Origin of the sequence: Pseudomonas syringae pv. cilantro (assembly GCF_001293775.1) — a bacterium.
GTDB classification, from domain to species: Bacteria; Pseudomonadota; Gammaproteobacteria; order Pseudomonadales; family Pseudomonadaceae; genus Aquipseudomonas; species Aquipseudomonas syringae_P.
The window spans coordinates 42,864-66,232 of the sequence record NZ_LGLN01000010.1 but is presented as its reverse complement, the minus strand read 5'-3'; the positions used below and the strand labels follow the sequence as shown (position 1 = coordinate 66,232).

Annotated in this window: 19 protein-coding genes and 3 pseudogenes; 8 read left to right on the top strand and 14 right to left on the bottom strand. The window is 52.7% G+C overall.

Going from position 1 to position 23,369, the window contains the following annotated elements:
* Positions 1 to 37 precede the first annotated feature (37 nt).
* The 3 genes and pseudogenes from ABJ99_RS00975 to ABJ99_RS00965 all read right to left on the bottom strand — a co-directional run.
* Positions 38 to 748 (bottom strand): annotated as a pseudogene (locus ABJ99_RS00975) (terminase large subunit domain-containing protein); the annotation flags it as partial.
* Positions 749 to 2,256: 1,508 nt separating this feature from the next.
* Positions 2,257 to 2,496, bottom strand: coding sequence for a hypothetical protein (locus tag ABJ99_RS00970; RefSeq protein ID WP_230080973.1), 240 nt, complete (start codon positions 2,494 to 2,496; stop codon positions 2,257 to 2,259).
* Positions 2,475 to 3,509 (bottom strand): annotated as a pseudogene (locus tag ABJ99_RS00965) (Y-family DNA polymerase); the annotation flags it as partial. The pseudogene ABJ99_RS00965 and the gene ABJ99_RS00970, both read right to left, overlap by 22 nt.
* Before the next feature lie 429 nt (positions 3,510 to 3,938).
* On the opposite strand from ABJ99_RS00965, the gene ABJ99_RS26430 reads away from it, so the two are divergent.
* On the top strand, positions 3,939 to 4,352 hold the full coding sequence (locus ABJ99_RS26430; RefSeq protein ID WP_003348573.1) for a DUF3757 domain-containing protein: 414 nt from the start codon (positions 3,939 to 3,941) through the stop codon (positions 4,350 to 4,352).
* 216 nt (positions 4,353 to 4,568) lie between these two features.
* On the opposite strand, the pseudogene ABJ99_RS00960 reads toward ABJ99_RS26430, so the two are convergent.
* Positions 4,569 to 4,829, bottom strand: a pseudogene (locus ABJ99_RS00960) (Y-family DNA polymerase); the annotation flags it as partial.
* Positions 4,798 to 5,232: a LexA family protein gene (locus ABJ99_RS00955; protein ID WP_054084217.1), complete on the bottom strand. Its 435-nt coding sequence runs from the start codon at positions 5,230 to 5,232 to the stop codon at positions 4,798 to 4,800. The gene ABJ99_RS00955 and the pseudogene ABJ99_RS00960, both read right to left, overlap by 32 nt.
* 655 nt (positions 5,233 to 5,887) lie before the next feature.
* Between ABJ99_RS00955 and ABJ99_RS28925 the strand changes: the two genes are divergently transcribed.
* Positions 5,888 to 7,150 (top strand): hypothetical protein, encoded by a 1,263-nt coding sequence (locus ABJ99_RS28925; protein WP_220789599.1) that lies wholly within the window; start codon positions 5,888 to 5,890, stop codon positions 7,148 to 7,150.
* A gap of 99 nt (positions 7,151 to 7,249) precedes the next feature.
* Here the strand turns inward: ABJ99_RS28925 and ABJ99_RS00945 are convergent, their stop codons facing one another.
* The 7 genes from ABJ99_RS00945 to ABJ99_RS00915 all read right to left on the bottom strand — a co-directional run bounded on the left by ABJ99_RS00945 (position 7,250) and on the right by ABJ99_RS00915 (position 14,908).
* A complete protein-coding gene (locus ABJ99_RS00945; RefSeq protein ID WP_054084216.1) occupies positions 7,250 to 9,019 on the bottom strand; it encodes a coiled-coil domain-containing protein in 1,770 nt (589 codons plus the stop codon).
* On the bottom strand, positions 9,016 to 9,489 hold the full coding sequence (locus tag ABJ99_RS00940) for a hypothetical protein (protein WP_054084215.1): 474 nt from the start codon (positions 9,487 to 9,489) through the stop codon (positions 9,016 to 9,018). The genes ABJ99_RS00945 and ABJ99_RS00940 overlap by 4 nt, the downstream gene beginning before the upstream one ends.
* On the bottom strand, positions 9,486 to 10,655 hold the full coding sequence (locus tag ABJ99_RS00935) for a dsDNA nuclease domain-containing protein (protein WP_054084214.1): 1,170 nt from the start codon (positions 10,653 to 10,655) through the stop codon (positions 9,486 to 9,488). The genes ABJ99_RS00940 and ABJ99_RS00935 overlap by 4 nt, the downstream gene beginning before the upstream one ends.
* A gap of 709 nt (positions 10,656 to 11,364) precedes the next feature.
* Positions 11,365 to 12,561, bottom strand: a complete 1,197-nt coding sequence (locus ABJ99_RS00930; RefSeq protein ID WP_054084213.1) for a type II toxin-antitoxin system HipA family toxin — start codon at positions 12,559 to 12,561, stop codon at positions 11,365 to 11,367.
* Positions 12,561 to 12,812, bottom strand: coding sequence for a helix-turn-helix transcriptional regulator (locus tag ABJ99_RS00925; protein WP_054084212.1), 252 nt, complete (start codon positions 12,810 to 12,812; stop codon positions 12,561 to 12,563). The genes ABJ99_RS00930 and ABJ99_RS00925 overlap by 1 nt, the downstream gene beginning before the upstream one ends.
* Before the next feature lie 283 nt (positions 12,813 to 13,095).
* Positions 13,096 to 13,599, bottom strand: coding sequence for a GNAT family N-acetyltransferase (locus ABJ99_RS00920; RefSeq protein ID WP_054084211.1), 504 nt, complete (start codon positions 13,597 to 13,599; stop codon positions 13,096 to 13,098).
* Positions 13,600 to 13,612: 13 nt separating this feature from the next.
* Positions 13,613 to 14,908 carry a M20 family metallopeptidase gene (locus ABJ99_RS00915; RefSeq protein WP_054084210.1) on the bottom strand — a complete coding sequence of 432 codons (1,296 nt, stop codon included), beginning with the start codon at positions 14,906 to 14,908 and terminating at the stop codon, positions 13,613 to 13,615.
* A gap of 262 nt (positions 14,909 to 15,170) precedes the next feature.
* Here ABJ99_RS00915 and ABJ99_RS00910 point away from each other — a divergent pair, with 262 nt between their 5' ends.
* On the top strand, positions 15,171 to 16,301 hold the full coding sequence (locus ABJ99_RS00910; RefSeq protein ID WP_054084209.1) for a Fic family protein: 1,131 nt from the start codon (positions 15,171 to 15,173) through the stop codon (positions 16,299 to 16,301).
* Between the two features lie 63 nt (positions 16,302 to 16,364).
* A complete protein-coding gene (locus ABJ99_RS00905; protein WP_054084208.1) occupies positions 16,365 to 17,000 on the top strand; it encodes a nuclease-related domain-containing protein in 636 nt (211 codons plus the stop codon).
* Positions 17,001 to 17,003: 3 nt separating this feature from the next.
* Here ABJ99_RS00905 and ABJ99_RS00900 read toward each other — a convergent pair whose 3' ends face one another.
* Positions 17,004 to 18,230, bottom strand: a complete 1,227-nt coding sequence (locus ABJ99_RS00900; RefSeq protein WP_054084207.1) for a type II toxin-antitoxin system HipA family toxin — start codon at positions 18,228 to 18,230, stop codon at positions 17,004 to 17,006.
* Complete coding sequence (locus ABJ99_RS00895) at positions 18,230 to 18,553, bottom strand: helix-turn-helix domain-containing protein (protein WP_007247967.1); 324 nt, start codon at positions 18,551 to 18,553, stop codon at positions 18,230 to 18,232. The genes ABJ99_RS00900 and ABJ99_RS00895 overlap by 1 nt, the downstream gene beginning before the upstream one ends.
* 307 nt (positions 18,554 to 18,860) lie before the next feature.
* Here ABJ99_RS00895 and ABJ99_RS00890 point away from each other — a divergent pair, with 307 nt between their 5' ends.
* The 4 genes from ABJ99_RS00890 to ABJ99_RS00875 all read left to right on the top strand — a co-directional run bounded on the left by ABJ99_RS00890 (position 18,861) and on the right by ABJ99_RS00875 (position 23,063).
* Positions 18,861 to 19,937 (top strand): FUSC family protein, encoded by a 1,077-nt coding sequence (locus ABJ99_RS00890; protein ID WP_054084206.1) that lies wholly within the window; start codon positions 18,861 to 18,863, stop codon positions 19,935 to 19,937.
* Positions 19,938 to 19,946: 9 nt separating this feature from the next.
* The gene (locus ABJ99_RS00885) at positions 19,947 to 20,408 is read left to right on the top strand and encodes an Lrp/AsnC family transcriptional regulator (RefSeq protein WP_007247969.1); all 462 of its coding nucleotides are present in this window, start codon (positions 19,947 to 19,949) and stop codon (positions 20,406 to 20,408) included.
* Positions 20,409 to 20,559: 151 nt separating this feature from the next.
* Positions 20,560 to 22,239 (top strand): flavin monoamine oxidase family protein, encoded by a 1,680-nt coding sequence (locus ABJ99_RS00880; RefSeq protein ID WP_054084205.1) that lies wholly within the window; start codon positions 20,560 to 20,562, stop codon positions 22,237 to 22,239.
* Between the two features lie 17 nt (positions 22,240 to 22,256).
* Positions 22,257 to 23,063: a carbon-nitrogen hydrolase family protein gene (locus tag ABJ99_RS00875; RefSeq protein ID WP_054084204.1), complete on the top strand. Its 807-nt coding sequence runs from the start codon at positions 22,257 to 22,259 to the stop codon at positions 23,061 to 23,063.
* The last annotated feature ends 306 nt before the right edge of the window (positions 23,064 to 23,369 follow it).

Genomic DNA, 23,369 nt, shown 5'->3' with positions numbered 1-23,369 from the left:
ACTCATCCATTCGGCGGGAAATCACTCAAGGCCGCTAGAAGTCGCGCACCAAGTCGAACACGCCGTAGCCAATGCCAGTCGTGTCGATGCCGATGTGCTGGACGTTGAAACGCTCGGTCAGCTTCTTGACCTGCTCGGCCTGGTACTTGAATGACTGACCACGCCAGCTGTGCTTCTCCAGGATCCGGAACTTGCCGCCGTTCTCCAGTGGCGGAGCAATGACCACGCAGGTGGCGTCGTCGCGGGTCCGGCTCGGGTCGTAACCGATCCAAACCGGGCTGTTGCCGTAGGGCCGTGGGTCGTCCGGGTCGAAGTCGGCCCACAACGACAGGTCCGAATAACAGCGCTCCAGATCTGCCAGGGAAAACGCGCTCTGGGTGCTGTCGATGAATTTGCACATGAACAGCTGCTCGAACTTGTCGTCGTCGTACTCCAGCTGCAACTGCTCCAGGTCGAACAGATCGCAGCCACCGGCGATGGCGTCCAGGATGGTGATGACCTTGCGCCACTGACCGTCCGGACACAGTGCGCCGGCAGATATCTGTTTGTCGCTCGGCCACGGTTCCTTGGCGGCCTTACGTTTGCTGTTGCGGAATTTCTCGCCTTGCCAGAACGGATAGGCCTGGTGCGACACGGCGCTGGGCGTTGAGAAGTAGGTTTTGCGCCACTTCTTGTGGGTCGCCATGGCGCTGGCGACGGTGTTCAGCTTCTCGAAGTCGCGTATCCAGAAGTATTCGTCGACGTACACAAGCGAGCGTCTGAAGATGATGGGGTTTGCCTCGGACTGGATGCGGCCAACCTTGCAGAGGCTTTCGGTGCCGGAAACGCCGTCGTTACGCAGGTCGCGGAATGGATCGGGCGGATTCTGATCAAAGTCTGATGCGGGGCAGCGTTCTCCAATAAATTTAGAGCAGCGAGACCTGGTTTTTTCTAGGTTCGCTGCCTTACGGTCATCCTCATTTATTGCGCTTACCAGAATGTTGGGCCCGACCACTGCGGCCGCGTGCCGCAGATACCTATCTGCCTGATATGACTCATGGCATCCACGAACAGGATCATGGCAGCGCTGCGTGATAAGGCAAGTTGATCGGGTTTGAGATGAGCAGCCCGATTGTCTTCAGAAACAGCTTGCGTCTGTTTTGTCGCTCGTTCAGCGAGATGCAGAAAGCCGTGTCAACATCAAAGCAGATGACACGATCTGTGGCTGCCTTACGGTCACTTGCTCGCCAGGGACGAATTTTGAGGTGAAGAGCATCGGAGGGGAATCCGCAATGTTCGCTATCATCATCCAAATCAGCCTTGTGTCTAGTACCGCATAGTCAATCGCCACTTAACATCTTAAAGGTCGCAGTATATTCAACCCACCTTCTAACCATCGAAACGCGCTGAGATACACCTAATAACGATGCAGAAAGGGATTCCGACTGTTTACTGAACACTTAAATCAATAGCAAACAAAACAGCAAACACATTAAACACATTCGAAATGCCGAAAAGGGTTGAAAACATCGTTGAGAAAGACGCATGACGGGGAGATACAGATGCAGTTTTTCATCGTCTTCTACTTATCTTTCCGACCTAGCGACCAATTTCTTATAGTATTATACCCCCATCCGATACCACTCATCGGATACTTTTTTACGCTATACCGCAAATAGCTTGCTCCTACCGTTGATCATTATTGAGTAACGACCTCGTAAAACCCTTTGTTTTCCGGGAGCGCTGTCCAAGGTCTAGCTAGCGACCAAAAAAAGCCCGCACTAGGCGGGCCTTGGGGCAACGAATCTGAGGCAATTCGTTTTGGAAAACATGTGATAAAGTCTTCCTCGAACACTCAGACAATGAAGCGTCTTACTTTTTGGAGCCTCGAAACCCAACCGTAGGTCGAATCAGCTACCGTGTCAACCTTCTTAGGGTGTCACTGTCTCGCGTTTGCACAGCGCTAATCAGCATTCTGGCCTGCCGAAGTGGATTACGGCGATTTACGGCAAAGGTGCTAGTTTGAACTTGCAACGTGTTAGTACGTTTGAGTGGGACGTGCCGTACCAGAACTTCAATAGGTACGGTTTTCCCCCTTCAGAGAGCCGAAACGATGAAAGCTATAATTGCGCGTTATCTGCCCGAGGAATTGATCAGAGCATTGCAAGCGGTCTATTGGATCGTACGCTTGCACCGCCTGATTCATGAACTCTAAGTGATGAATGCAGGGGCTCCGCCCCCTGCCATTCATTGGGGTGCTGTTAGATGCGCTGTAGATCAGTATTCGCCGGTTTGAACTTCCACGGCATACGCCAAAGCCCCATCTGCCAGTTCCAACATATCACTCAGGTCTTCATCATTGATGACGTGTGACCGATGAAGAGCATGGGCCGATACCAACAACGCTTTATGCTGGCTGCCGGGGTTTTCCATAAGAGCAAATCGGTCATCCAGTAACACCGTCCATGCCGCAACGGCAGCTTGCTTCTCAGTGCTCATTTGCTTTTTACCGTCCATAACTGATCAACCCTCGTTGTGTAGCTTGGGCTCTTCTGTTCGCGACGCATTCCCCAATCTGGAATGGCCGGTATCGACCCGGTTCGCAGTGTTCCGCGCCCCCATTTGCCATTGATCAGGTCCAGTGTGGCCATCAAACGATCAGAACTGTCTGGCTGGACAGCCATAAATAGGTCATCGGTAAATTCGCCAGGCTGACACAGATCCATCAGCAGCACCTCTGCTTTGCTGTACCTGAAACCTGGACGAAAAATTCGATCAACCGCTTCAGTCGCGTACCTGGTCATGAGCCTGACGTCATTCGTTGGATAAGGCAGCTCAACGAGCGCGCCGTTGGCGTATCTCGCTTCATCGGGGTTAAACATGCCGGTGCGGATACTGACGCGGATCTTCTTGCACACCGACCCTTGGGCGCGCAGCTTTTCCGACGCTCTCATCATGTAGGTCGCTACGGCCTCCTTGATGGGCGCAATCTCTGTCTGACGCTGACCAAACATACGACTGCAGCATATTTCCTGCCGGGGGGGCTCGACCTCTTCAAGCGCCAGGCAAGGCGTGCCTGAAAGCTCACGGGCGGTCTTTTCAATCACCACACTGAACTGGTCACGAAGCATGCGTGGGTCCGCTGTAGCGAGATCCTTGGCCGTCAGAATTTTCATACCTTCAAGGTGTGCCTTCATCCTTTTGCCAACACCCCAGACCTCACCGACATTGGTATTTCGCAAAACCCAATCGCGATTGAAGGGGTCGCATATGTCGACTACACCGCCAGTGCGTGTCTGAAGACGTTTCGCGGTGTAGTTGGCCAGCTTTGCCAAGGTTTTGGTGGGCGCTATTCCTACTCCGACGGGTATCCCTGTCCGCTTGTACACGGCCGCCCTGATAGTGCGTCCGAACTCTGTCAGGTTGCCAGGCATCCCTGTCAGATCGGCAAAGGCTTCGTCGATGCTATACACCTCGACGGCAGGGACCATGGACTCGATTATCGCCATGACCCTCTGGCTCATGTCGCCGTTTATGTGGAATGGAAAATTATTCTCCCAGTCTTCCGTTCCTTGACGAGATTACTACGTCCACACTACCGGAACGCGTCTTGAAGCAGGCACCCTCCGCCGATACCTGAGCCGCGCCGTGCACAGCCTGATAGGTGTCGTGACGAATGCGGTGGGTGTGACTCAGATTGATCAATCGCTACATGATAAGAGAACCTACTTTTTTACGCTGATCGCAGCTTTGCCATTGAGGCGCTGTCGACTATTTAAATATTTTGAAAGCATAATGGAACTCGATGGACACTGATGACCACTCATGCGCGGCACCTGTAAAAGTAAAAGCGAATAGATAAGTCGGTGGTGGTGATCTGTCGGTTAAACGCATGGCAAGCGACTCGCTCACCCGCTGTAAAAATAAAATCAACGTAGATCCACGATGGAGAAAGTAAAATGAAAGCTCGCTCAAAGAAATCAGTAGGCATTGTTGCTTTGGCACTTTTAATGGGCAAGGTGTATGCCGCTCCTACTCCTGCCGCGTGCCCGGATGTCAGCGTCATCAAACAACATCAGGAAGGGCAAGGTTTTGTGTATACGGCACCAGCCCCAAACAACCAACAATGGAGAGGCGAAAACCCGCGAGGCGATGCAAAGGACATAAATAGTATTGCTTTCAAAACTGCAAATATACGTAACCGAAGCGCGATCACAGGTAATGCATTTGTGGCGTGCGACTATGAGGGTAATAGCAGCGCAGGAATCAGGATGAGTCTTGAGACGCTCAAGGTAGCAACACCTGTGGGGAAAGCTTGGAACGGACTCAGTTGCAGTGAAAGCAACCCATCCCTCTGCACGTTTGAGTATTGATGTTTTTATAATATACATTTTACAAATAGCTATTCAGCTTAATGCAGGTAGCTTTTAGTAAAACTACAAAAACAGATCACAGCGCCCACGACTATCGGCTTTTTCCCCTCGATTTGACTGGGCGTTCTGCAGGGCCTGAACGTAAGACGTCCCCAGCCCCACAGGTCAACGTCGTCAGAATCAGCGTAGCTCAGAAGCATTCCACATAACTTACTAGAGGGCGTAGTTACTGCTGAACGCCATGATGCCCTTGCGCCTCAACAAATCCTTGATCTGAAAATAAGGCGCGCCCATTTTGACGTGATCTTTCGCGTCATAGCTGCGCGCGATCACGCAGCCGTCATTGTTGCTCAGCACCACGATCGGAACCTTCGCAAGGTCGGGGCGGAATACGCGTTCACAACTGGCGTAAAAACTGTTGCAATCAATCAGTGCGAAGACCTGGTCAGGACGTGAGATTGAAGGTACGCACGCCATGCTTGACCACCCCCCAAATTACCAATTCCTCTCCTTCCAGTATGTAGCGCGGCGCATAGCCTGGATTCTCTGAGATCAAAACGACGTTCTGCCCCTGCATCGTTAACCGTTTGCACAAAGGTTCGCCATTCACAGAGGCGATGACAATGCTGCCATGCACTGCAGTCAAGGACCGGTCGACGACAATCAAGTCACCATCAAATATCCCGATACCCTGCATGCTGCTCCCGTCGATCTGGGCAACGTAAATGTGGGGTGCCCGAACATCCATGAGCCTGTCAAACGAGAAGTCCTGCTCGATATGGTCCGCGGCAGGATTGGGAAACCCTGCCGGGATTTTGAACGAGTAGAAAGGAAGGACGATTCCACACTCGGACAGTTTGCCAAGGATTCGAACGGTCATGATGTTGGCCTGATTGGGGAGTTTGCTGTACGCATATACAGTAAACGTCGAGCTACGGTCCTTGGTCAATCGAGGTGTGAGAGTTTTCGACAGATGGAGCCCGGCCGTTCAGGCTTCACGTAGCACTGTCATTGTCTGGATGGACGGCTGTCTACAGCTCGGACTGGATGTGCCGCCGTTTTCGAGCCCCGTTAAACCATCCTAAAACCCAAGTGGACCACCTGCGGAGCCGGGGGGCGTTATAGAACGTGTGGCCAGTTGCAAGCTCTACGTATAGGCAGTGCCATTTGTACTTTCCTTTCGATGCTCGCAAATTCGAACGCATATCTTCGTTGAGAGTGATGGTGCATTCGTCCCTGGGATCGATACGCAGCCTAATGGCCGAATCGCCCATAAGCGAACTGCCACATCCATCAGGCCCCAGGTACCCACGAAGCACGATCATGAGTAAACGCTTCTTTCAATCCGAATAAAAACAGATACCTTAACGTTTCCAGAGTTATGGAAGCCTTTGGAATAGCAGCTAAAATTCAGAAACAGTGAATATTCACACTGGGTAGTGAAAAACTGTTTCGTTATCCATGCTTCGTAGATTGCATACACCGAACCAGTACTATTAGTGAACCACCGTCATATAAAAGGAAGATTTATATCTATGAACCCCAAAGACATTAGCTACGATACGCAGTTCGCCCTACATCAGGTATGCACCGCCTTAAATCCGCTTCTTGCTTTACGCGCCTATGAGGAAAATCAATACGTGCTTAAGGATTGGCGTATCATCTACGCAGCAGAAGATGATGCTGGCCCATTTAAACTGAGACGTAAAGAATTTGCTGACAGAGGGTTTATTTCAACTTGCTTTCGAGGAAAATCGTTATGGGTATTAGACTCAGAAGCGATTAGCACCTTATCTCCGGTTAGATTCCAAATGGGGTATGGCACCTTTGTCGACTCTAATGCAGCCAGCTTTATCAAAGCACTTGCATATCGAGAAAACCCCTCACCTGGACTAACACAATACGGTAACGCCTTAAGAGCAAACTTCGACAACGAAGAGCTGGCAGTACTTAATCCATACTTATATCTTTGGGAAGCCCAAAGATCTTGGAATGAAGAAACAATTGAAAATTGCCGAATGACTCTCGCCGCAATCCATGCGCTCTCACTAGACTCAAGCCCATTAGATGAGTCTTGGGGCTTACGATTTAGGAGTATCTATAAAGAGCAAGCAGAGGCTCACGCAGATGAGCTATTGGCTGACTTTCAAAAGCAATTAGACAACGGATTGCATGAGGGCATCGAGCAGCAGGTGGATCTAGTCGAAAGTATGATTCTTCGCACCAAAATCATCGAGGCAAGTTCATCAAAATCAGTAGAGCACAAAATGGGAGAGCTCATTCAATTTATGCATGAAGAGACTTCAACATTTATGCTTCGAGAGCTTATTGTTTGCGCAGATATCTTGTGTCGCGGCGGTCGATCCGCACTATCCAAAAAACTTAACTCGGTACTGGACAAAGAAGATCCACTAGCTGTGATAAAAAACTGCTCATGGGACCTTTATCTTCCCAGAGCACTGGACGCAATGGCAAATACGCAAACCCTGCCAGAGGCCGACTTCTACTTGGGCAATCTCATAACATTCGATACCGACGTTGCAGATATTTTCAAATTGACAGAATTGAGAGCAATGGCAATGCACCGAAAATCAACATACACATTTCCATTCTTCAACGAGGAGTTCATAGATTGGATAGCAGCGCGTGTTGGTGAAAAGCGAATGGACTCTCTTGCTGGATTTTTTCAAACGGATGGTTTTGAATCGCGAGCCAAGCTGCGGAGTCATGCAAGGGTGAAAAATATATTAGTGGAAGATCGTGCACGCTTTATGTCTATGAAAAAACAGAAACTTTGACTTAAAGTCTCAATCACCCTCACCTTGACTACAGCACAAAGGCAGTACGCAGCTCGCTAGGCGTACTGCCAACCAGATAAAAACTTGCTCTCGTATGTGCTAGGCTATAACACCACCCACTTTCAAAAACATTTTCTGCTCCTCTCCATCATAAGTAGGCAGCCACTCCGCATCATTGTCATCACCATCATAGTGGTATTCAGTCGTTGAAAAAACTATCTGAGCGCCACGATCGCTACATAGTTTTTTCAAAGCCATTAAATAACGACCCAAATCATCATTATGAATCTCATGCTGCTTAGGTGTATCCAGAATCATAAACTTAAACCCTAACACCCCGCTCTCTGCGAAGGCTTGAAATACCGCCGCGTGATATGCCAAAACGGCACGAATTTTCGTACTACCTTTGAGTTGAGATATTGTTTCCACACCGAGCAGAGGCGAAAAATCATCTTTAAAGGTTATATCCCTGCTAACATTATTTGTATGCAGAACATCAAGCCACTCTATGAAGTTACGACGAATATCCGCTCTAACTCTAATCAAATCTGGCGAATACGCTCTACCCACTGAAAAAGACTCGTACAACGTCAATGCTTTATCTCGCTCCACGATAGCTTTAAAATGCTTTCCCTCTAGAGCTGTCACTTTCTCAAGTTCGCTTAGCTGCCCCTGAAGTGTAAATATTTCTGTTTTAAGCCTCGTAATAGCCTCAACCAAAGCGGATATGTCACTTTTTGCGCTAGAAGAGTTACGCGCGTCAACTAACGACTGAATCGCTTGCTCTTGAGCATCGCGCTGACGATTTAGTTCTCCGACTCTAACTTCATCAAGGTCAGCGTTCCGCTCCAAGTCCTTAATTTGATCTCGAAGATAAAGTAGATTTTTACTATAAGATTCAGAGCTTGACGAGAACAACTGGCACAGGTCAGCCCCACAAATCTCCTTGAATGATAGGAAAACTCTACGTGCCTCCTCATTCAAATTTAAAGTTTCGATTTCTGTATTAATCTCTTGAACAATCTTCCCAATACCCAAATTACGCCTTTGTAATTGATTTATTTCTGCCGATATTTCTCTAATATTATTTCTATGAATATAGATAATCCGATCTAGAGCATTAACAGAGTCATCCCGGCTAACTCCGACATCTTGAAGACTATCCAACTCGAATTCTAGCTGAGAAATTTCGGCTAGTATCTCCGACTTTGACTTGGTGATCTCTGAAACATTCTTTCTAGCTAGATCTACCATCCTGGCAAATGTCTGAGCATCCTTATCCAGGAACTCCAAACGCTCCTTAGCTCGAAAACGATCTTTTTTGACATCAAATGAATTTTTTACAGGCAGATCAAAAACCATCCTCATCATTTCCGAGAACTGATCTTTAATGAACTTACCAGGCGGGCAGTAAATCTCACTATACCCGACATCTTGATCTAAGTAATATATTGGCAACAGTGTTGCAAGATAGGCTGCACCAAGCTGATTCCCTGTAGTTACCAAATTATTAGTAACAATGCCAAGCCAATCGAAAATGTATTGAGAGTAATCCCTTTCATTAAAAAACTTCTGAACCCCTCCTGTAGGCTCAACCACCTCTACGTCAAGATCTCTTCCATACACTCGACGAAGTCGTAATTCCCCCTTAGCAGAAGAAACTACAAGCTCAGCGCATTTGCATTTGTCATATATATCATTCCTAAAGACACTTGGAAAACCTAAACAAAACGGAATAGATTGAACCAGTGGAGTTTTTCCACATCCATTCGGGCCAAACAGCTGAGTAACATCACGACCAAAGATCAGAAGATCTGAACCCCAGCCTGATTGGCCATTAGGAAATATTTTCAAACTGACAAGTTTCATTCCAACTCCAGATCAAGCTGTTTGGCAACGCATATATTTCTGTACGAACGTGCAATTTGTGCGAGATTATAAGCGAGATCATCATCCTGACTGATGGCTTTGGCTATTATTTTCTTACCCAAATCAGTTATAGCAAGACGACTTTTCCTATTGTCGACGTGAATGAGAGAAGTACTTTCCAAAAACGTGATCGCCTTTACTGTTCTTACCCTTAAGTTCGCCGACCACCCTAAATGTTGTGCAGATCCTTTAAAACCTGACATAGCGCCTTCAATACTTTCACCAACCAGCTGACCGATTTCAGAAACCCGAGGCTTCCTCTTATCTTTTGCCATCAACAATACTATAAGACATATAAGAGGCAACTGAAAAAGAGCTTCATTATTTAGCTGGTGCCTGTGCGAATCTACCACTACCGGAATAGATACATCTTTAACAGCAAGAACAGAGAAAAAATTTTCAAAATTCATGATTTACCTCTAACCAAAGCAGAGAAAACACCGCCCAGTATGAGGTCGTTAGTCAGATCAAACTTTAGGGATTCGCTTTCCAGTTCGACTAGCAAATTTTTTATCGGTATACGCAAGCTGTTCATACCTAGCACTCCCTGCGTATTCATCGTGCTGTATAGGATAGCAGAGACACGCTCCGATATTGATAAAAGATCTAGCTCTTGGATTACATGCCTAGCGCTACTATACCAAACATCCCAATCTGTCTTACACTTTGAACAGTACATGATCATTGAGATATCAGCACCACTAGACTTCAACGCGCGCTGGATCATGGACGCAGATTTTATAGCGTTGCCGTCCCCACCACTCAACAAACTATAGTATGCATCCTTGGAAATGCTTAATATAGAGAGCAAATCATCTACAGATACACCCGCGCAGCTCTCTATGGAGTTGGCGTCCCACGTTTTTATGACGCCGCTCGATTTTCTCTCAACTAGTTCGAGTAGTCTCAAAAGAATCTCTCTAAACTCAGCGCGTTCAAGCTCAATTTCACTGAATTCATAAATCTTCTCCTTTACTATCAACTCAAAGTAGTTATCGCCCTCTTTCAAAAAAGATACATCAGACTCAAAAGACAATTTAGACAACATAGACTTAGCTTGCTCAGAGCTGAATGAGTTAGCATTCTCACCAAAGCATTCATTAAAGCGATCCAACATAACCTTTGAAAATTTATGAGCAAAGATACCGGACTCGATATCCGATAACAAATCTTCGACCTCATCGCTATTATTAACATTTGTCTGAAATATTACGGAGTTACAATACTGGTCAAAGACAACAGCATGAAGCAGAAGCTTACCAACAAAACTTCCTTTAAACGCGTCTACGTTTTGCTTTGACTGATCTCTCAGTTGAGTGTTCAGCCCAAAGACTTCATTAATTGTCCAATTGTGGTTCTGTTTTCCCTTGGTTTTTACCTGATAAAAAATATAAGTAAATCCATCACCGTCTTTTTTCCTGATCACAAAGTCATCATGCAGATCACAATAAACCCTATCTACAGTTCCGCCTTCAAGGATCGAAAGTGAAGCAACAGCAGCAGACCGCACCTGGGCACGATATCTACTAAATGAGTCTCTACCGTTTTGCTCCCTGGCTTTTTTTGTATCAAGCATATTTAGCCTATACTTAATTATATGTCACGAAAGTCGACGCGATGCCTCAGAGGCTAATGAGTATCGGCCTCTCAGATGCGAGTATATTGTTTTATGAGCAGTCATCCTGACGCATCCCTTCTCCCCTTTCGGCACATTGCCATCACGCCAACTTAGCGGCTTCGAAGCCTTAGGTAAAGCTCGGCAGTGGATATCTGATTTTTCGAGCTCGAAACGGATGAAATTCAGGATTATTCAGGTGGCGGCGCCGGAGGGTTTCTCGGCGAGTAAACAGGCCGATCCCTCGTTTCCGGTAGATACCGGTGCATCATCCATTGAGGGCGAAGGGATAGGGCGACCGAACTGTTCCCCCAATTCCTACCCAACCAAATGAAGCGAATGCATTTCAATCCTCAGCGCTGGTGGCGTCCTTCAGCTGTAAGGTAGGTACATCTACGGTACAATGCCCAGCTTAAGCAACCTACTCAAAACTACGCTCAACACCACGTACTACGGGGCCTCCAGCTATGCCAACCTACGTTCACCTACGAACGATTTCTCTAGGCTTAGCAGCTCGCCCAGCAACTCATAATCCTTTGGTCCACGGTTCGAGTCCGTGTGGGCCCACCACCTTTGAAAGCCGCGCATTGCGCGGCTTTTGTCGTTTTGGACCGGGGCAATTCAGTGGCATGCTCGGCCCTCTTGAGGCTGAAAAGCCAGGCGCAGCTCATTACCCAAACGTCTTCATAAACGGTTCAGCACATCGCCTGATGGCAGCGATGATATCTGGCACCTGTTCGCCCAGCTCAACTGAACGCGCCAATACTTGCTCTAGCGCCTGCAGTTGCCCGGAGATAACCTCTTCTGGCCGAGCAACATCACAGGCCTGTGCGAAGTCCAGCAGGCCCTGCCGCGAGGCAAATAGCGATTTGTTGCCGACTAGATCCAAAGCCAAGACGTCCTCGGGGATGTAAGCCGTGGTGTTGACGATGTCGTAGGCCGGAGCGAGCCTTGCGTCGCGTTGGGTGGGCTCGGAATAAAGCAGGCCGAAGTTTTTCAGATGGGCGTCACCGTTACCGACGATACAGCTCAGGGTCACGATGGCAAACAGCCGGGCCAGCGAATCTTGCACATGTTCTGGGGCACAGAATAGACGGATTGCTTTGGCAATAGCAGAGTAGCTCTTGCTGTATTTCTGCTCGGCAGGCAACCCCATCAGTGCCGCCATGTCCTCAAAGCCAATGGGGTTGAACTGGTCATCCCGGTCGAAGCGTCGCATGACGAACAGCTTCGAGTTATCGGACAGATAGAACTCTGGCACCGCAATGCCTGCCTCCTTTGCCACGGACATACATATGAATTCGTTGACCGCCAAGCCAGGGAACTCATCCCGACCGCTCTTGATGATCAGATCGGAAGTTTTCGACGTGAAGCGCTGCGATGTGAAGTCTAGGTGCTCTGGAACCAGTACTTTGGGTTGCACGCCCGAGATGCCGGCGCGGAGGATGTAGCGATCTACCAAGCCCGCGAAGATGTCTTCAGCACCATCCCACGCGAGAATCTCGTCAAGGCGCTCTCCTGGGAACTGCTGTCGTTGCAACAGCGCATCGACCTCCGGCGAGCTGACCTTTACTCGACCGATAGGCGAGCTGCTGCCAGACAGTGCCAGCAGCAACATTGGATCGACGCTGGCGATCTTGGCCAATCGATTTCGTAGCTGCTCCAGGACGTAACCTTCTGGCAAGTTCATCTGGAAAATCGGATGCAGCCCGCGATTAAGGTATTCATCCAGGCGCTGGGGCATAAGCAGGCTGACCGCGGCTTGGGGCCTGGCGTCGTCGTGATAGCGAAACCGGTAGTCGCCTGCGCTGCTGAGGATTCTTCCACTCTCGCCTTCTGGTGTTGCAACCTGCAGCATGGTCATCATCAGTCAAATATTCCCTGAATTTCTTCCAGTGTGGGCATGGCAGCGGGTATGACCGAGAGCTCACAATCCAGGGCGCCAAGCACACGCGCATAGGCCAGCATGCCTACCGAGAGGTCGCCTTTCTCTATGGCGATGATCTTTTGCCGTGTGACCGCAGCCAATTCAGCGACCCTGGCTTGCGTCAATCCTCGATTGAGGCGGCGCTGCCGAATTTGTTCGCCAAGACGCGTTGTGATCAGGGAGTGGTCCATGTTCCGTATACATTACAAATTAGATTGGATGTAACGTATACCTAACCTTTTGACAAATCAAACTCATGTGGAACCTGGTCACTTGAATCGCGCCACCAGCTCCGGGAACAGGGGCTTCCCTATGCCGGTAATCACGCGTGCGGTGGTCATGATTTCTCCAATGCGGTATCAAATGTGATCGCGGCCATGACAAGCGACCACTCACTACTTTTATTCGAAATAAACGAAACAGCTTGATGCTCAAATAACTGGAGTCATCGCGTGCATCTGATCAACCGCGCGATCAAAGCACACGCCACAACGTCTCACGTGTCGCAGGACTGAACGTCAGCGCTTGGCGATCCATGACCGATCTGAGCCCTTCGCCGATGTCAGCGTCCGGCATGGGGCCAAAGCCATGCTTTCTGAACCACGGCCCGTTCCACAGCGGTTCACGGAAGGTCGTCAGGCTCACGGCCTGAACCCGAAGATCTTGCGCATGCGTTACAACGGAGGACAGCAGAGTCTTACCGACGCCATTGCCTGAAGCGCCAGGTACCACGGAAATATTGTCCAGATACAACAAATTGTCGAGAAGCCGCATGGCTGCGAAACCGATGACTTTCTGAGTGTTCTGATCGACAGCAACGACAACCCGGCAGGCTTCGAATCTGTCTGCGTTTAGCGGAGGGAGGTCGGCGACATGCGCCAAGGAGGGAATGGTTTTATAGCGATCACGGGCGTGCGCCGAGATGCGCCTCAAGTCGGGCAGATCGCTGAACTCCGATAGACGCAGGTTAAACGCCACTGAGTCCCTTCTACTAATTGCCATAACGGCTCATGAAAATAGCCGCCCGCTTCGTCACAATGGGCAAGGAGCTCAAATCGATGGTTTCATTTTCACTGTGCGCACCTTCACCCCAGGCGCCTAGCCCGTCCAGGCTTGCGGTTACGTATTTGTTCACATAGGAAATGTCAGCTCCGCCTCGTTCCGCTGACGGGGCCGACTTCAGCACAGGCCCGTCGAGATCCTGGCTGACCTTGCTGTAGGCTTCCAGCAGTTTGCGATTGCTTTCGCGATCCACCATGACCGGCATGATGGCTTTGATTTTCAAATCGCTGTTGGTATGCGGCAGCGGGTGACTGGCTATTTCTTTCAGCTGGTTTTCTGCAGAAACTCTCTGGTCCTCACTGCTGAACCGCAAATCGCCATGCACAGAAGAGATTCGGGCGACTGTCGTCTTTCTTCCTGAAGCAGTGCCTTGTCCACTGGCGACATCTTCGACCGCAGTGGAGCCGCCGAGGATGAGTCCCGGATTGATGGTCAGGCCTTGCTCGTTCGAAAGCTTCACACGAATCTCATCAAGCACTCGCGCCGACTCGTATACCGCTCCAAAACCGGTTTCAGGCTGAAAGATAGTCGCTGAGTGTTTGTCGATGCCGGTGCTGGTCAGGAACCATTCGCTCAGCCCTCTCCGCTCAGTGATCAACTGATCAGGCGACAATGCGAATTCGAAACCCAGCGCAATGTCGCTTCTTTTGGCTTCGGCGATCAGTTCTTCTCGGGATATTTCCGTCGGTTTGGCTGCCAGCTCTTCATCGCCGATCAGGACCACCGAGATGTTCATTTTCTCCAGCGCGCCAGCGTGTTTCAGCGCCTGCAAGGCGTAAAGCATCGTGACCATGCCGCCCTTGTCATCAATGACGCCGGGGCCTTTGGCTTTCTTGCCGCCCTCAAGGTAGGTGAATGTCTGAAAACTGCTGGTTTCAGGAAAAACAGTGTCCAGATGGCCGATCAGGAGAATGCGTTTTGCAGACTTATTGCCATCGTGGATCGCAACAAGGCTGCCGGCGTGGTTCATGCCCGCGGGCAGGTTGTGCCAGGTGGTCTCGAAGCCAAGCGCCTCCAGCTCTGGCTTCATCAAATTACCCACTTTGACGACACCCTCAACGTTATCTGTACCGCTGTTGATGTTGACGAGTTTCTCAAGCAGCGCAATCTGCTCAGTGACGTGGCTGTCGACATAGGACGCCATGCTTTGCTCATCACGTGCCGTTCCTGCCGATACACCGTTGCAGAAAAAGAGAATCAGGAGCGAGGGGAGAAGACTTTTCATGCTGGATAGTGTCCGCTTTTGTGGTGTCGAGCCATTGTGCCGAAGAACCCGTCAGATTATCCATGACGGGCCTTATTGTGGCGTCCTGAGTGGCAGGAAGCCGGGCAAGGTTCCTTGAACGGCGGCGAAAAAGGGATATCAGAACCTGAGATTTTCCAGTCTCTGAAAGCAAGTCTGGAAGATGAGCCGAATAGCACGCACAATCGGCTCACCCTATGAGCCGATTAACACGCTCATTCGGCTCACTGCACAGGTACGTCCAATGTCTGAACATCTCTGGATCTGGCAACAACCCGATTGGCCGCATTTCAGCTGGGACAGCGAGCATCTCGCGCCGTTGTTGCGCGAATGTGCCAAGGCTCAGGGACGCCTGCTGGGTATGAGCGGTGCAGTGGGCGGCGATGCCGAGGTGCAGGAAGGTCTGGATACCCTGTTACAGAATATTGTCACGTCGTCCGCCATCGAAGGCGAGCTATTGAATGTGGAGTCTGTCAGGTCTTCGCTGGCCCGTCGGCTGGGCCTTGTTGATAACGGCAAAACCGGTCCTCGCAGCGAAGGGCTCGCGGAGCTGATGCTGGATGCCACGCTCAGACATGCTCAGCCACTTGACCTTCAGCGTTTGTATGACTGGCATCACTGGCTTTTCCCGGCAGAGGACGGTTTCGTATCCGCCCGCGTTCAGGTCGGCCAGTTGCGTGGCGAAGAGCCCATGCAGGTCGTTTCGGGCAGACTTGATCGACCCACGGTGCATTTCGAAGCACCGCCTCGAACGCTGCTTGCGCAGCAACTGGACAGTTTTCTTGAATGGTTCGCCACCAGTCGCGATGACACGGCCATCGACCCTTTCGTGCGTGCAGGCATCGCGCACTTCTGGTTCGTCACGCTGCATCCATTCGACGACGGCAATGGTCGCCTGACCCGGGCACTGACCGACCTCGCATTGGCTCAAGGCGATCAGCAGGCCATTCGGCTGTACGCGATGTCAGTCAGCATCCTTGAAGATCGGGCCGGCTACTACCAGGTCCTGGAAGCGAGCCAGAAAAGCACAACCGATATAACCGAGTGGCTGGAATGGTTCCTGCGCACATTACTGCGCAGCATTGAGCGTGCTCTGGCTCGCGTTGAACGCGTACTGGCCAAGACACGTTTCTGGCAACTGCACAGCGGCGATGGCCTGTCCGCCGAACAGGTCAAAGTCCTGAACCGCCTGCTTGACGGTGGCGAGCGCGGCTTTGAAGAGGGTATCAGTGCGGCGCAGTATCAGGCGGTGGCCAAGGTCTCCAAAGCGACGGCTACGCGCCACCTTAGTGACCTGCTCGCCAAAAACTGCCTGACGCGCCTTCCGGGCGGCGGGCGTAGTACGCGTTATCAGATCAATAGCGCTGCACTTTAAAGAATTGCGCTTCGGCTCCGAAAACCTGTCGGACCTACATGAACGCCATGGAAAGGACTCCCCGTGAATTACAGCGCTATCTTCGCCCCCGTCATCAATATTCTGACCTGGCTAGCTCCTGCCTTGTTAGTGCTGGCGCTGCTCAAATCATCACAGACCAAAGGTCATCTCGGTGAGTTATGGGTGCGCCTGCTTGCTCACTGGAAACTGGACAAGACAGTCTATCGCCGCCTGCACAATGTCACCCTGGACACAGCAGACGGCACAACCCAGATCGATCATGTGTTTATCTCGCCCTACGGCATCTTTGTGCTGGAAACCAAGAACATACGTGGCTGGATTTTTGGTAGCGAAAAGCAGCCGCAATGGACGCAGAAAATCTACCGACAGACCTTCAGGTTTCAGAACCCGTTACGGCAGAACTACAAACACCTCAAGGCGCTGGAGGCGACTCTCGGCGTAAACATGGCATGCCTGCACTCGGTCATCAGTTTTATGGGCGAAAGCACGTTCAAGACACCAATGCCGATGAACGTGACGCATGGCGCGGGCTTCATTCGCTACATCCGCTCATTCCAGCAGCCGGTATTCAGTGAAGCGCAGGTAGATGCACTAGTGAACGCACTGCAAGCTGGTCGACGCGTACCCAACCGCGCCACTCATCGTGAACACGTGCGAAATCTCAAGCGTCGAGGATGAGTGCTAACGCTTCAGGCGTGCCCCACTGGTTGCATTGACCGCCGCATCCAGTTCCGCTCCGGCCAGGAATTGGCTGTAGTAGTCATGCAGTTCAGCCTCCCACGCCGCCACTTCATCCAGAACGGCCTCTGCTTCTGACTTGGTCAGACCAAAGTGCAGGTGCTGACTCAGCAGGTTGCCTCGGTTGAGACGCGGTCCTTCGATACCCACCGACATGGCAAGTGCCTGAGCAGGCCCTTCATCCAGAATCGGTAGCACGTCGTACATGGGCGACAGCCGCCAGGTACCGTCTTTCCAGATAACCGCGTGATTGCGGGGGTGGTCATCGGCATTGCCGACCAGCACGTTATAGGCCATGCGCTGATACAGCTCTCGCCGGTCCTGATCCGGAGCACCCCGACGATAAAGCTCGTCAGCGAGTGCCGCGTATTGCCAATCCGGATGGTTAAGCGCTTTCCACTCGGCATCCAGCAAGGTCAGCCCACTGAGCATTGGTAGTCGCCGGAAACGGCCGGTCTGCTCGTCAAACATCCGGTCGAAGCGCTCGACCAGAAGCGTATTGATTTTTTCGCCACGGTAGACAGAGGTATTGGCCGCTTGAAGGCCTTTAAGCCCTGCGAATGTCATGCAGGCGTGTTCCACAGAGGGCAGATCATAATGATCAAACGCGTCCCGGGGCTTGGCCAGAATCAGTTTTCGATCCCCCAGATAAGTGCGCTTTGGACGAGCACCACCCGCCGAGGATCGCTGATCCCTGACCCTCAAGGCTTCCAGCTGATCGGCACCCAGCTGGCTGTCATAGATTGCTTCGCAAGCCTCGATGAACTGATCAAGACCTCTGGCGTGCAGAGCTTTCGGCGGCGTCAGGCCCAGACCAGGCTGCGGCTCGCGAGCCACGCCGGCCATGATATTGCCCGCTCTGTCGCCGTTCGGGGATTTGAGCAGCAGTTGAATAGCATCCAGAGGGCCCTTTTCGACTCGATGCAAGAGCCGCTCTCCCCAGCCATCAGGCATGGCGTCGTCGATAAAGCCGGGCACGCCAGCATTTTTCGTTACAGAATAAGAACGCGCAGACAATGGATACCTGAATGGATCAGGTACCCAGATATTCGCCTGCACCGCGTCAGGTGAGTACTGAAACGTTCCGACACCGGCCTGAATCGTCAGCTTGCCCAGCGTGAGAGTCTGCCCGCTGACAGGGCACTCCATGTAGATATAGGCCTGAGCCATCAAAAATCCTCCGGCTTGTTTCCAGGCAAACGCACCCGCCTGCGTTCAGCGGCCTCCAGTTGCTCGACACTGAACGAGGTATCTTCCCTCAGCCCTTGGAACAGGCGTTCCGACACGCCCAGGCCCCAGACCACCAGCATGAAGTCGCGCAGTGATACACCCTCCGCACTACCGGCTTCGATGCGACGAAATGTGCGCAGCGAAATCCCCAGCCGCTCGGCGAGGTCGATCTGACGGACGCCTTGTTGCAGCCGGGCCTGCTTCACCAGCAGCGCTATCCGCAACAGCGTGTCGGTGCATTGAACGGGGAAAAAAGCTTTCATCAGCAGTTACCGGCGAGAACACGCGGGGACGAAGATTCACAACGTAGCACGACTGCATTCAAAAACGTGAAAATAATAGATCATTAAATAACACCTTAACTGCCATAAAGTTACATATCAAGGCACTTTAACGGATCTCAAAATCGCTCCCTACTATGCCTGGCACGTTGTTCCTACGGCGTGATCTGACGATTCCATTGACGCTGATAGCCAACAATCCCGACCCAACTCCCGGCAAATGTGGCTTACTGAGCAATACCATCATCCAATCAGGGATTTCTTCCCCACCCTCGCGGTCTCTTTACGCATGACGAATTCGCGCTCTGCTTTCATACCCTCCTGGCTTCGCCCTGTTCTGCGTCCTTTGCTGGACCCGTACCGCCGTTATCGGCATGCGCGGCTGATCCATGCGGCGCGGATTGCCGTGGGGTTGCTGGTGACCATCCTCCTGACCACGGGCCTCAACCTGCCGCATGGCGAGTGGGCGTCGGTGACCATGTTGATCGTGATCGGTGGTTTGCAGCACCACGGCAATATCGGCAAGAAATCGGTCGAGCGGGCCTACGGAACGCTGATCGGTGCCGGGCTCGGGCTGATTGTGGTGGTGCAGCAGGGTTATCTGGAAATGCCGCTACTGACCTACGCGATGATGTCGGTAATGTGCGGTTTCTTTGCTTATCACGCCATCGGCAAGGGCGGGTATACCGCGTTGCTGTCGGCGATCACGCTGTTCATCGTGGCCGGCCACGGTTACAACCCGATCAGCGACGGGCTGTGGCGCACCGTCGACATCCTGATCGGTATCGCGTTGGCGCTGGCGTTCTCGTTCGCGCTGCCGTTGTACGCGGTGTTTTCCTGGCGCTACAACCTGGCCAGCGGCCTGCGTGATTGTGCCAAAGTTTACGGGCGCATCGTGCAGGGCCAGCCGGTCACCGCCGACGAGCACTTGAAACTGACCGCCAGGCTCAACGCCACCATGCTGCAATTGCGCTCGCTGCTGCCGTCGGTGTCCAAGGAAGTGAAGATGTCCATGGTCGAGCTGGACGCCATTCAGGGGCATTTCCGCATGTGCCTGAGCACGCTGGAAATCCTCGCCAATATTCGACCTGCGAACCTGAATCAGATCGCTGACGAGTCGTTGAAGGCATCGCTGGACGCCGATTACCGGCAGATCCGCCGCCAACTGATAGGCATGGCCCGCGCCTTGCAAACCGGCGCGACCGAGCGTCTGGCTCGCACGACAGAACCCCCGGAAGCGCCAGCGCTGCAGCCACTCATCCCTGCCGAACTGATGGGCTACCACTTGATGACCCAGCAACTGGCGCACAACCTGGACGACTTGCAGGCGCGTCTTGCCAAGACCGCCAAGCGCTGGAAGTTTTAAGGAATGCCCGTGCCTGACACCCGCCCGCCTGCGCTGGATGAAATTGATCGAAAATTGATCGCCGCCTTGCAAATCAACGCGCGCGAAAGCGTAGCCATGCTGGCTCGCCAGCTGGGCATCGCACGCACCACCGTCACCTCGCGGCTGGCGCGACTGGAAAGCAGCAAGGTCATCACCGGTTACGGCGTGCGCCTGGGCCAGCGCGTGGTCGATGGCGGGTTGCAAGCGTATGTCGGCATTACTGTGCAACCGCGTTCAGGCAAGGAAGTGCTGCGGCGCTTGAGTGCGATGGCCCAGGTTCAGCAGTTGTGCGCGGTCAGTGGCGAGTTCGATTACGTGGCCTGGCTGCGCACTGATTCCCCGGAACAACTGGATGAGCTGCTCGACCTGATTGGCAGCGTGGATGGCGTCGAAAAAACCACCACATCGATCATCCTCAGCAGCAAGATTGATCGCGGGCAGCCAGTCTGATGCATAAAGAATGCTGCTGAAACGTACAGTTCGTAATAAGCCTTCGTCATTTAGCCTAAATAAACATCACATCGACGACACTTTGCGTCTTATTAACGTGCGCCCCCTTCTCTAGACTGTCGTTTTTCGCCGTTGCCCACCAAGGTCAGTCATGAAAAACAATCGTCACCCCGCCAATGGCAAAAAACCGATCACGATGTTCGGCCCGGATTTTCCCTTCGCTTTCGATGACTGGATCGAGCACCCGAAAGGCCTGGGCAGCATTCCAGCAGAACATCATGGCGCGGAAGTGGCGATTGTCGGTGCCGGCATCGCCGGGCTGGTGGCGGCTTATGAATTGATGAAGATGGGCCTTAAGCCGGTCGTCTACGAGGCCTCGAAAATGGGCGGTCGTCTGCGCTCGCAAGAGTTCGAAGGCGCCAAGGGCATCGTGGCCGAACTGGGCGGCATGCGCTTTCCGGTGTCCTCGACGGCGTTCTTTCATTACGTCGACAAGCTGGGCCTGGAGTCCAGGCCGTTTCCCAACCCGTTGACAGCGGCGTCAGGCAGTACCGTCATCGACCTGGAAGGCACCACGTATTACGCGCAGATGCTTTCGGACCTGCCCGCGCTGTTTCAGGAAGTCGCTGACGCCTGGGCCGATGCACTGGAAAGCGGCTCGCAATTCGCCGATATCCAGCAAGCGATCCGTGACCGCGACGTGCCACGTCTCAAGGCCCTGTGGAACACGCTGGTGCCGCTGTGGGACGACCGCACGTTCTATGATTTTGTCGCAACCTCCGAAGCCTTTGCCAAATTGTCGTTCTACCATCGCGAAGTGTTCGGCCAGGTCGGTTTCGGCACTGGCGGCTGGGATTCGGATTTTCCCAATTCGATGCTGGAAATCTTCCGCGTCGTCATGACCAACTGCGACGAGCACCAGCATCTGATCGTCGGCGGCGTGCAGCAAGTGCCGGTCGGGTTGTGGAACCACGTGCCGGAACGCTGCGCGCACTGGCCCAAAGGCACCAGCCTGTCGTCGCTGCACCGTGGCGCACCGCGTACCGGCGTCAAGCGTATTGCGCGGGCCGAGGATGGTAACTTCAGCGTGACCGATAACTGGGGCGACACCCGACAATACGCGGCGGTGCTGACCACCTGCCAGAGCTGGCTGCTGACCACTCAGATCGAGTGCGAGGAATCGCTGTTTTCGCAGAAGATGTGGATGGCGCTGGACCGCACGCGTTACATGCAGTCATCGAAGACGTTCGTCATGGTCGACCGCCCGTTCTGGAAGGACAAAGACCCGGAAACCGGTCGCGACGTGATGAGCATGACCCTCACCGACCGCCTGACCCGCGGCACCTATCTGTTCGATAACGGCGACGACAAGCCAGGGGTGATTTGCCTGTCTTACTCGTGGATGAGCGACGCGCTGAAAATGCTCCCGCAGCCTATCGACAAGCGCGTGAAGCTGGCGCTCGATGCGCTGAAGAAGATTTACCCGAAAGTCGATATTGCCGCGCGCATCATCGGTGATCCGATCACTGTGTCGTGGGAAGCCGACCCGCACTTCCTCGGCGCATTCAAAGGTGCGCTGCCGGGGCATTACCGTTATAACCAGCGCATGTACGCGCACTTCATGCAGCAGGACATGCCCAGCGAACAGCGCGGCCTGTTCATCGCCGGTGACGATGTGTCCTGGACACCCGCCTGGGTCGAAGGCGCAGTGCAGACGTCGCTGAATGCCGTATGGGGCATCATGAATCACTTTGGCGGCAAGACCCACGCCAGCAACCCCGGCCCTGGCGACGTGTTTCATGAAATCGGCCCGATTGCGCTGGCTGACTGACAACCAAGGAAAACGTCATGCGAATTGCGCTGTATCAATGCCCGCCATTGCCGCTGGACATCAGCGGCAATCTGGCTCGTCTGGAACAACAGGCTGTCAACGCCGCCGCACAGGGTGCACAGTTGCTGATCTGTCCGGAAATGTTTCTGACCGGCTATAACATCGGCGCACAGGCGGTCAGTGAACGGGCACAGGCGCAAGACGGACCGGCAGCGACTCATATTGCTGCCATTGCCCAGGCCAACGGTATCGCCATCCTGTATGGCTATCCGGAGCGCGGCGCTGATCAACAGATTTACAACGCCGTGCAGTTGATCGACAGCAAAGGCACCCGCCTGTGCAATTACCGCAAGACGCATCTGTTTGCTGACCTGGACAAGTCGATGTTCACGGCAGGCGATGATCACTTCCCGGTGGTCGAGCTGAACGGCTGGCGCCTCGGCCTGCTGATTTGTTACGACGTTGAGTTCCCCGAAAACACCCGCCGCCTGGCCTTGGCAGGTGCCGAACTGATTCTGGTGCCGACGGCGAACATGCTGCCTTACGACTTCGTCTGCGACGTAACCGTGCGGGCGCGAGCGTTCGAGAATCATTGTTACCTGGTGTACGCCAACTACTGCGGCAGCGAGGGCGAGATTCGTTACTGCGGACTCAGCAGCATCTGCGCACCCGATGGCAGCCGCCCGCTGCTGGCGGGTCAGGATGAAACACTGATGATCGGCACACTGGACAAGGCACTGCTGACGCAGACCAAGATGGTGAACGACTACTTTGTTGATCGAAGACCTGAGCTTTATACGTCACTGACCCGGGCACGACACTGATACATCAAGCGGCTGCACCGGCCTCTTCGTGAGCAATGCGGATCGCCGCCCCGGTCACTCCCACATTTACCGGGCACACATGGCACCCTGTGGGAGACCTGAGCTTTATGCGCCACTGCCCCGAGCCCGACACTGGCCCCTGTGGGCGGACCGGGCGACGCTTCGCTTGTTCGCGATGGGCTGCGAAGCGGCCCAAAACCGGCCACCTTGGTTGTATCTGGTGCACCTAGGCGGCTGCTTTCGCTGCCGGTTCCCGGCAGTTCGCGGACAAGTCCGCTCCTACGAAAACCGAGATATAGCGGACAA

Excerpts from the sequence above, each read along its gene's own strand:
- ABJ99_RS00970 (WP_230080973.1), bottom strand. The coding sequence starts at position 2,496 with ATGGACGGTAAAAAGCAAATGAGCACTGAGAAGCAAGCTGCCGTTGCG.
- ABJ99_RS26430 (WP_003348573.1), top strand. The coding sequence starts at position 3,939 with ATGAAAGCTCGCTCAAAGAAATCAGTAGGCATTGTTGCTTTGGCACTT.
- ABJ99_RS00955 (WP_054084217.1), bottom strand. The coding sequence starts at position 5,232 with ATGACCGTTCGAATCCTTGGCAAACTGTCCGAGTGTGGAATCGTCCTT.
- ABJ99_RS28925 (WP_220789599.1), top strand. The coding sequence starts at position 5,888 with ATGAACCCCAAAGACATTAGCTACGATACGCAGTTCGCCCTACATCAG.
- ABJ99_RS00945 (WP_054084216.1), bottom strand. The coding sequence starts at position 9,019 with ATGAAACTTGTCAGTTTGAAAATATTTCCTAATGGCCAATCAGGCTGG.
- ABJ99_RS00940 (WP_054084215.1), bottom strand. The coding sequence starts at position 9,489 with ATGAATTTTGAAAATTTTTTCTCTGTTCTTGCTGTTAAAGATGTATCT.
- ABJ99_RS00935 (WP_054084214.1), bottom strand. The coding sequence starts at position 10,655 with ATGCTTGATACAAAAAAAGCCAGGGAGCAAAACGGTAGAGACTCATTT.
- ABJ99_RS00930 (WP_054084213.1), bottom strand. The coding sequence starts at position 12,561 with ATGATGACCATGCTGCAGGTTGCAACACCAGAAGGCGAGAGTGGAAGA.
- ABJ99_RS00925 (WP_054084212.1), bottom strand. The coding sequence starts at position 12,812 with ATGGACCACTCCCTGATCACAACGCGTCTTGGCGAACAAATTCGGCAG.
- ABJ99_RS00915 (WP_054084210.1), bottom strand. The coding sequence starts at position 14,908 with ATGAAAAGTCTTCTCCCCTCGCTCCTGATTCTCTTTTTCTGCAACGGT.
- ABJ99_RS00910 (WP_054084209.1), top strand. The coding sequence starts at position 15,171 with ATGTCTGAACATCTCTGGATCTGGCAACAACCCGATTGGCCGCATTTC.
- ABJ99_RS00900 (WP_054084207.1), bottom strand. The coding sequence starts at position 18,230 with ATGGCTCAGGCCTATATCTACATGGAGTGCCCTGTCAGCGGGCAGACT.
- ABJ99_RS00895 (WP_007247967.1), bottom strand. The coding sequence starts at position 18,553 with ATGAAAGCTTTTTTCCCCGTTCAATGCACCGACACGCTGTTGCGGATA.
- ABJ99_RS00890 (WP_054084206.1), top strand. The coding sequence starts at position 18,861 with ATGACGAATTCGCGCTCTGCTTTCATACCCTCCTGGCTTCGCCCTGTT.
- ABJ99_RS00880 (WP_054084205.1), top strand. The coding sequence starts at position 20,560 with ATGAAAAACAATCGTCACCCCGCCAATGGCAAAAAACCGATCACGATG.
- ABJ99_RS00875 (WP_054084204.1), top strand. The coding sequence starts at position 22,257 with ATGCGAATTGCGCTGTATCAATGCCCGCCATTGCCGCTGGACATCAGC.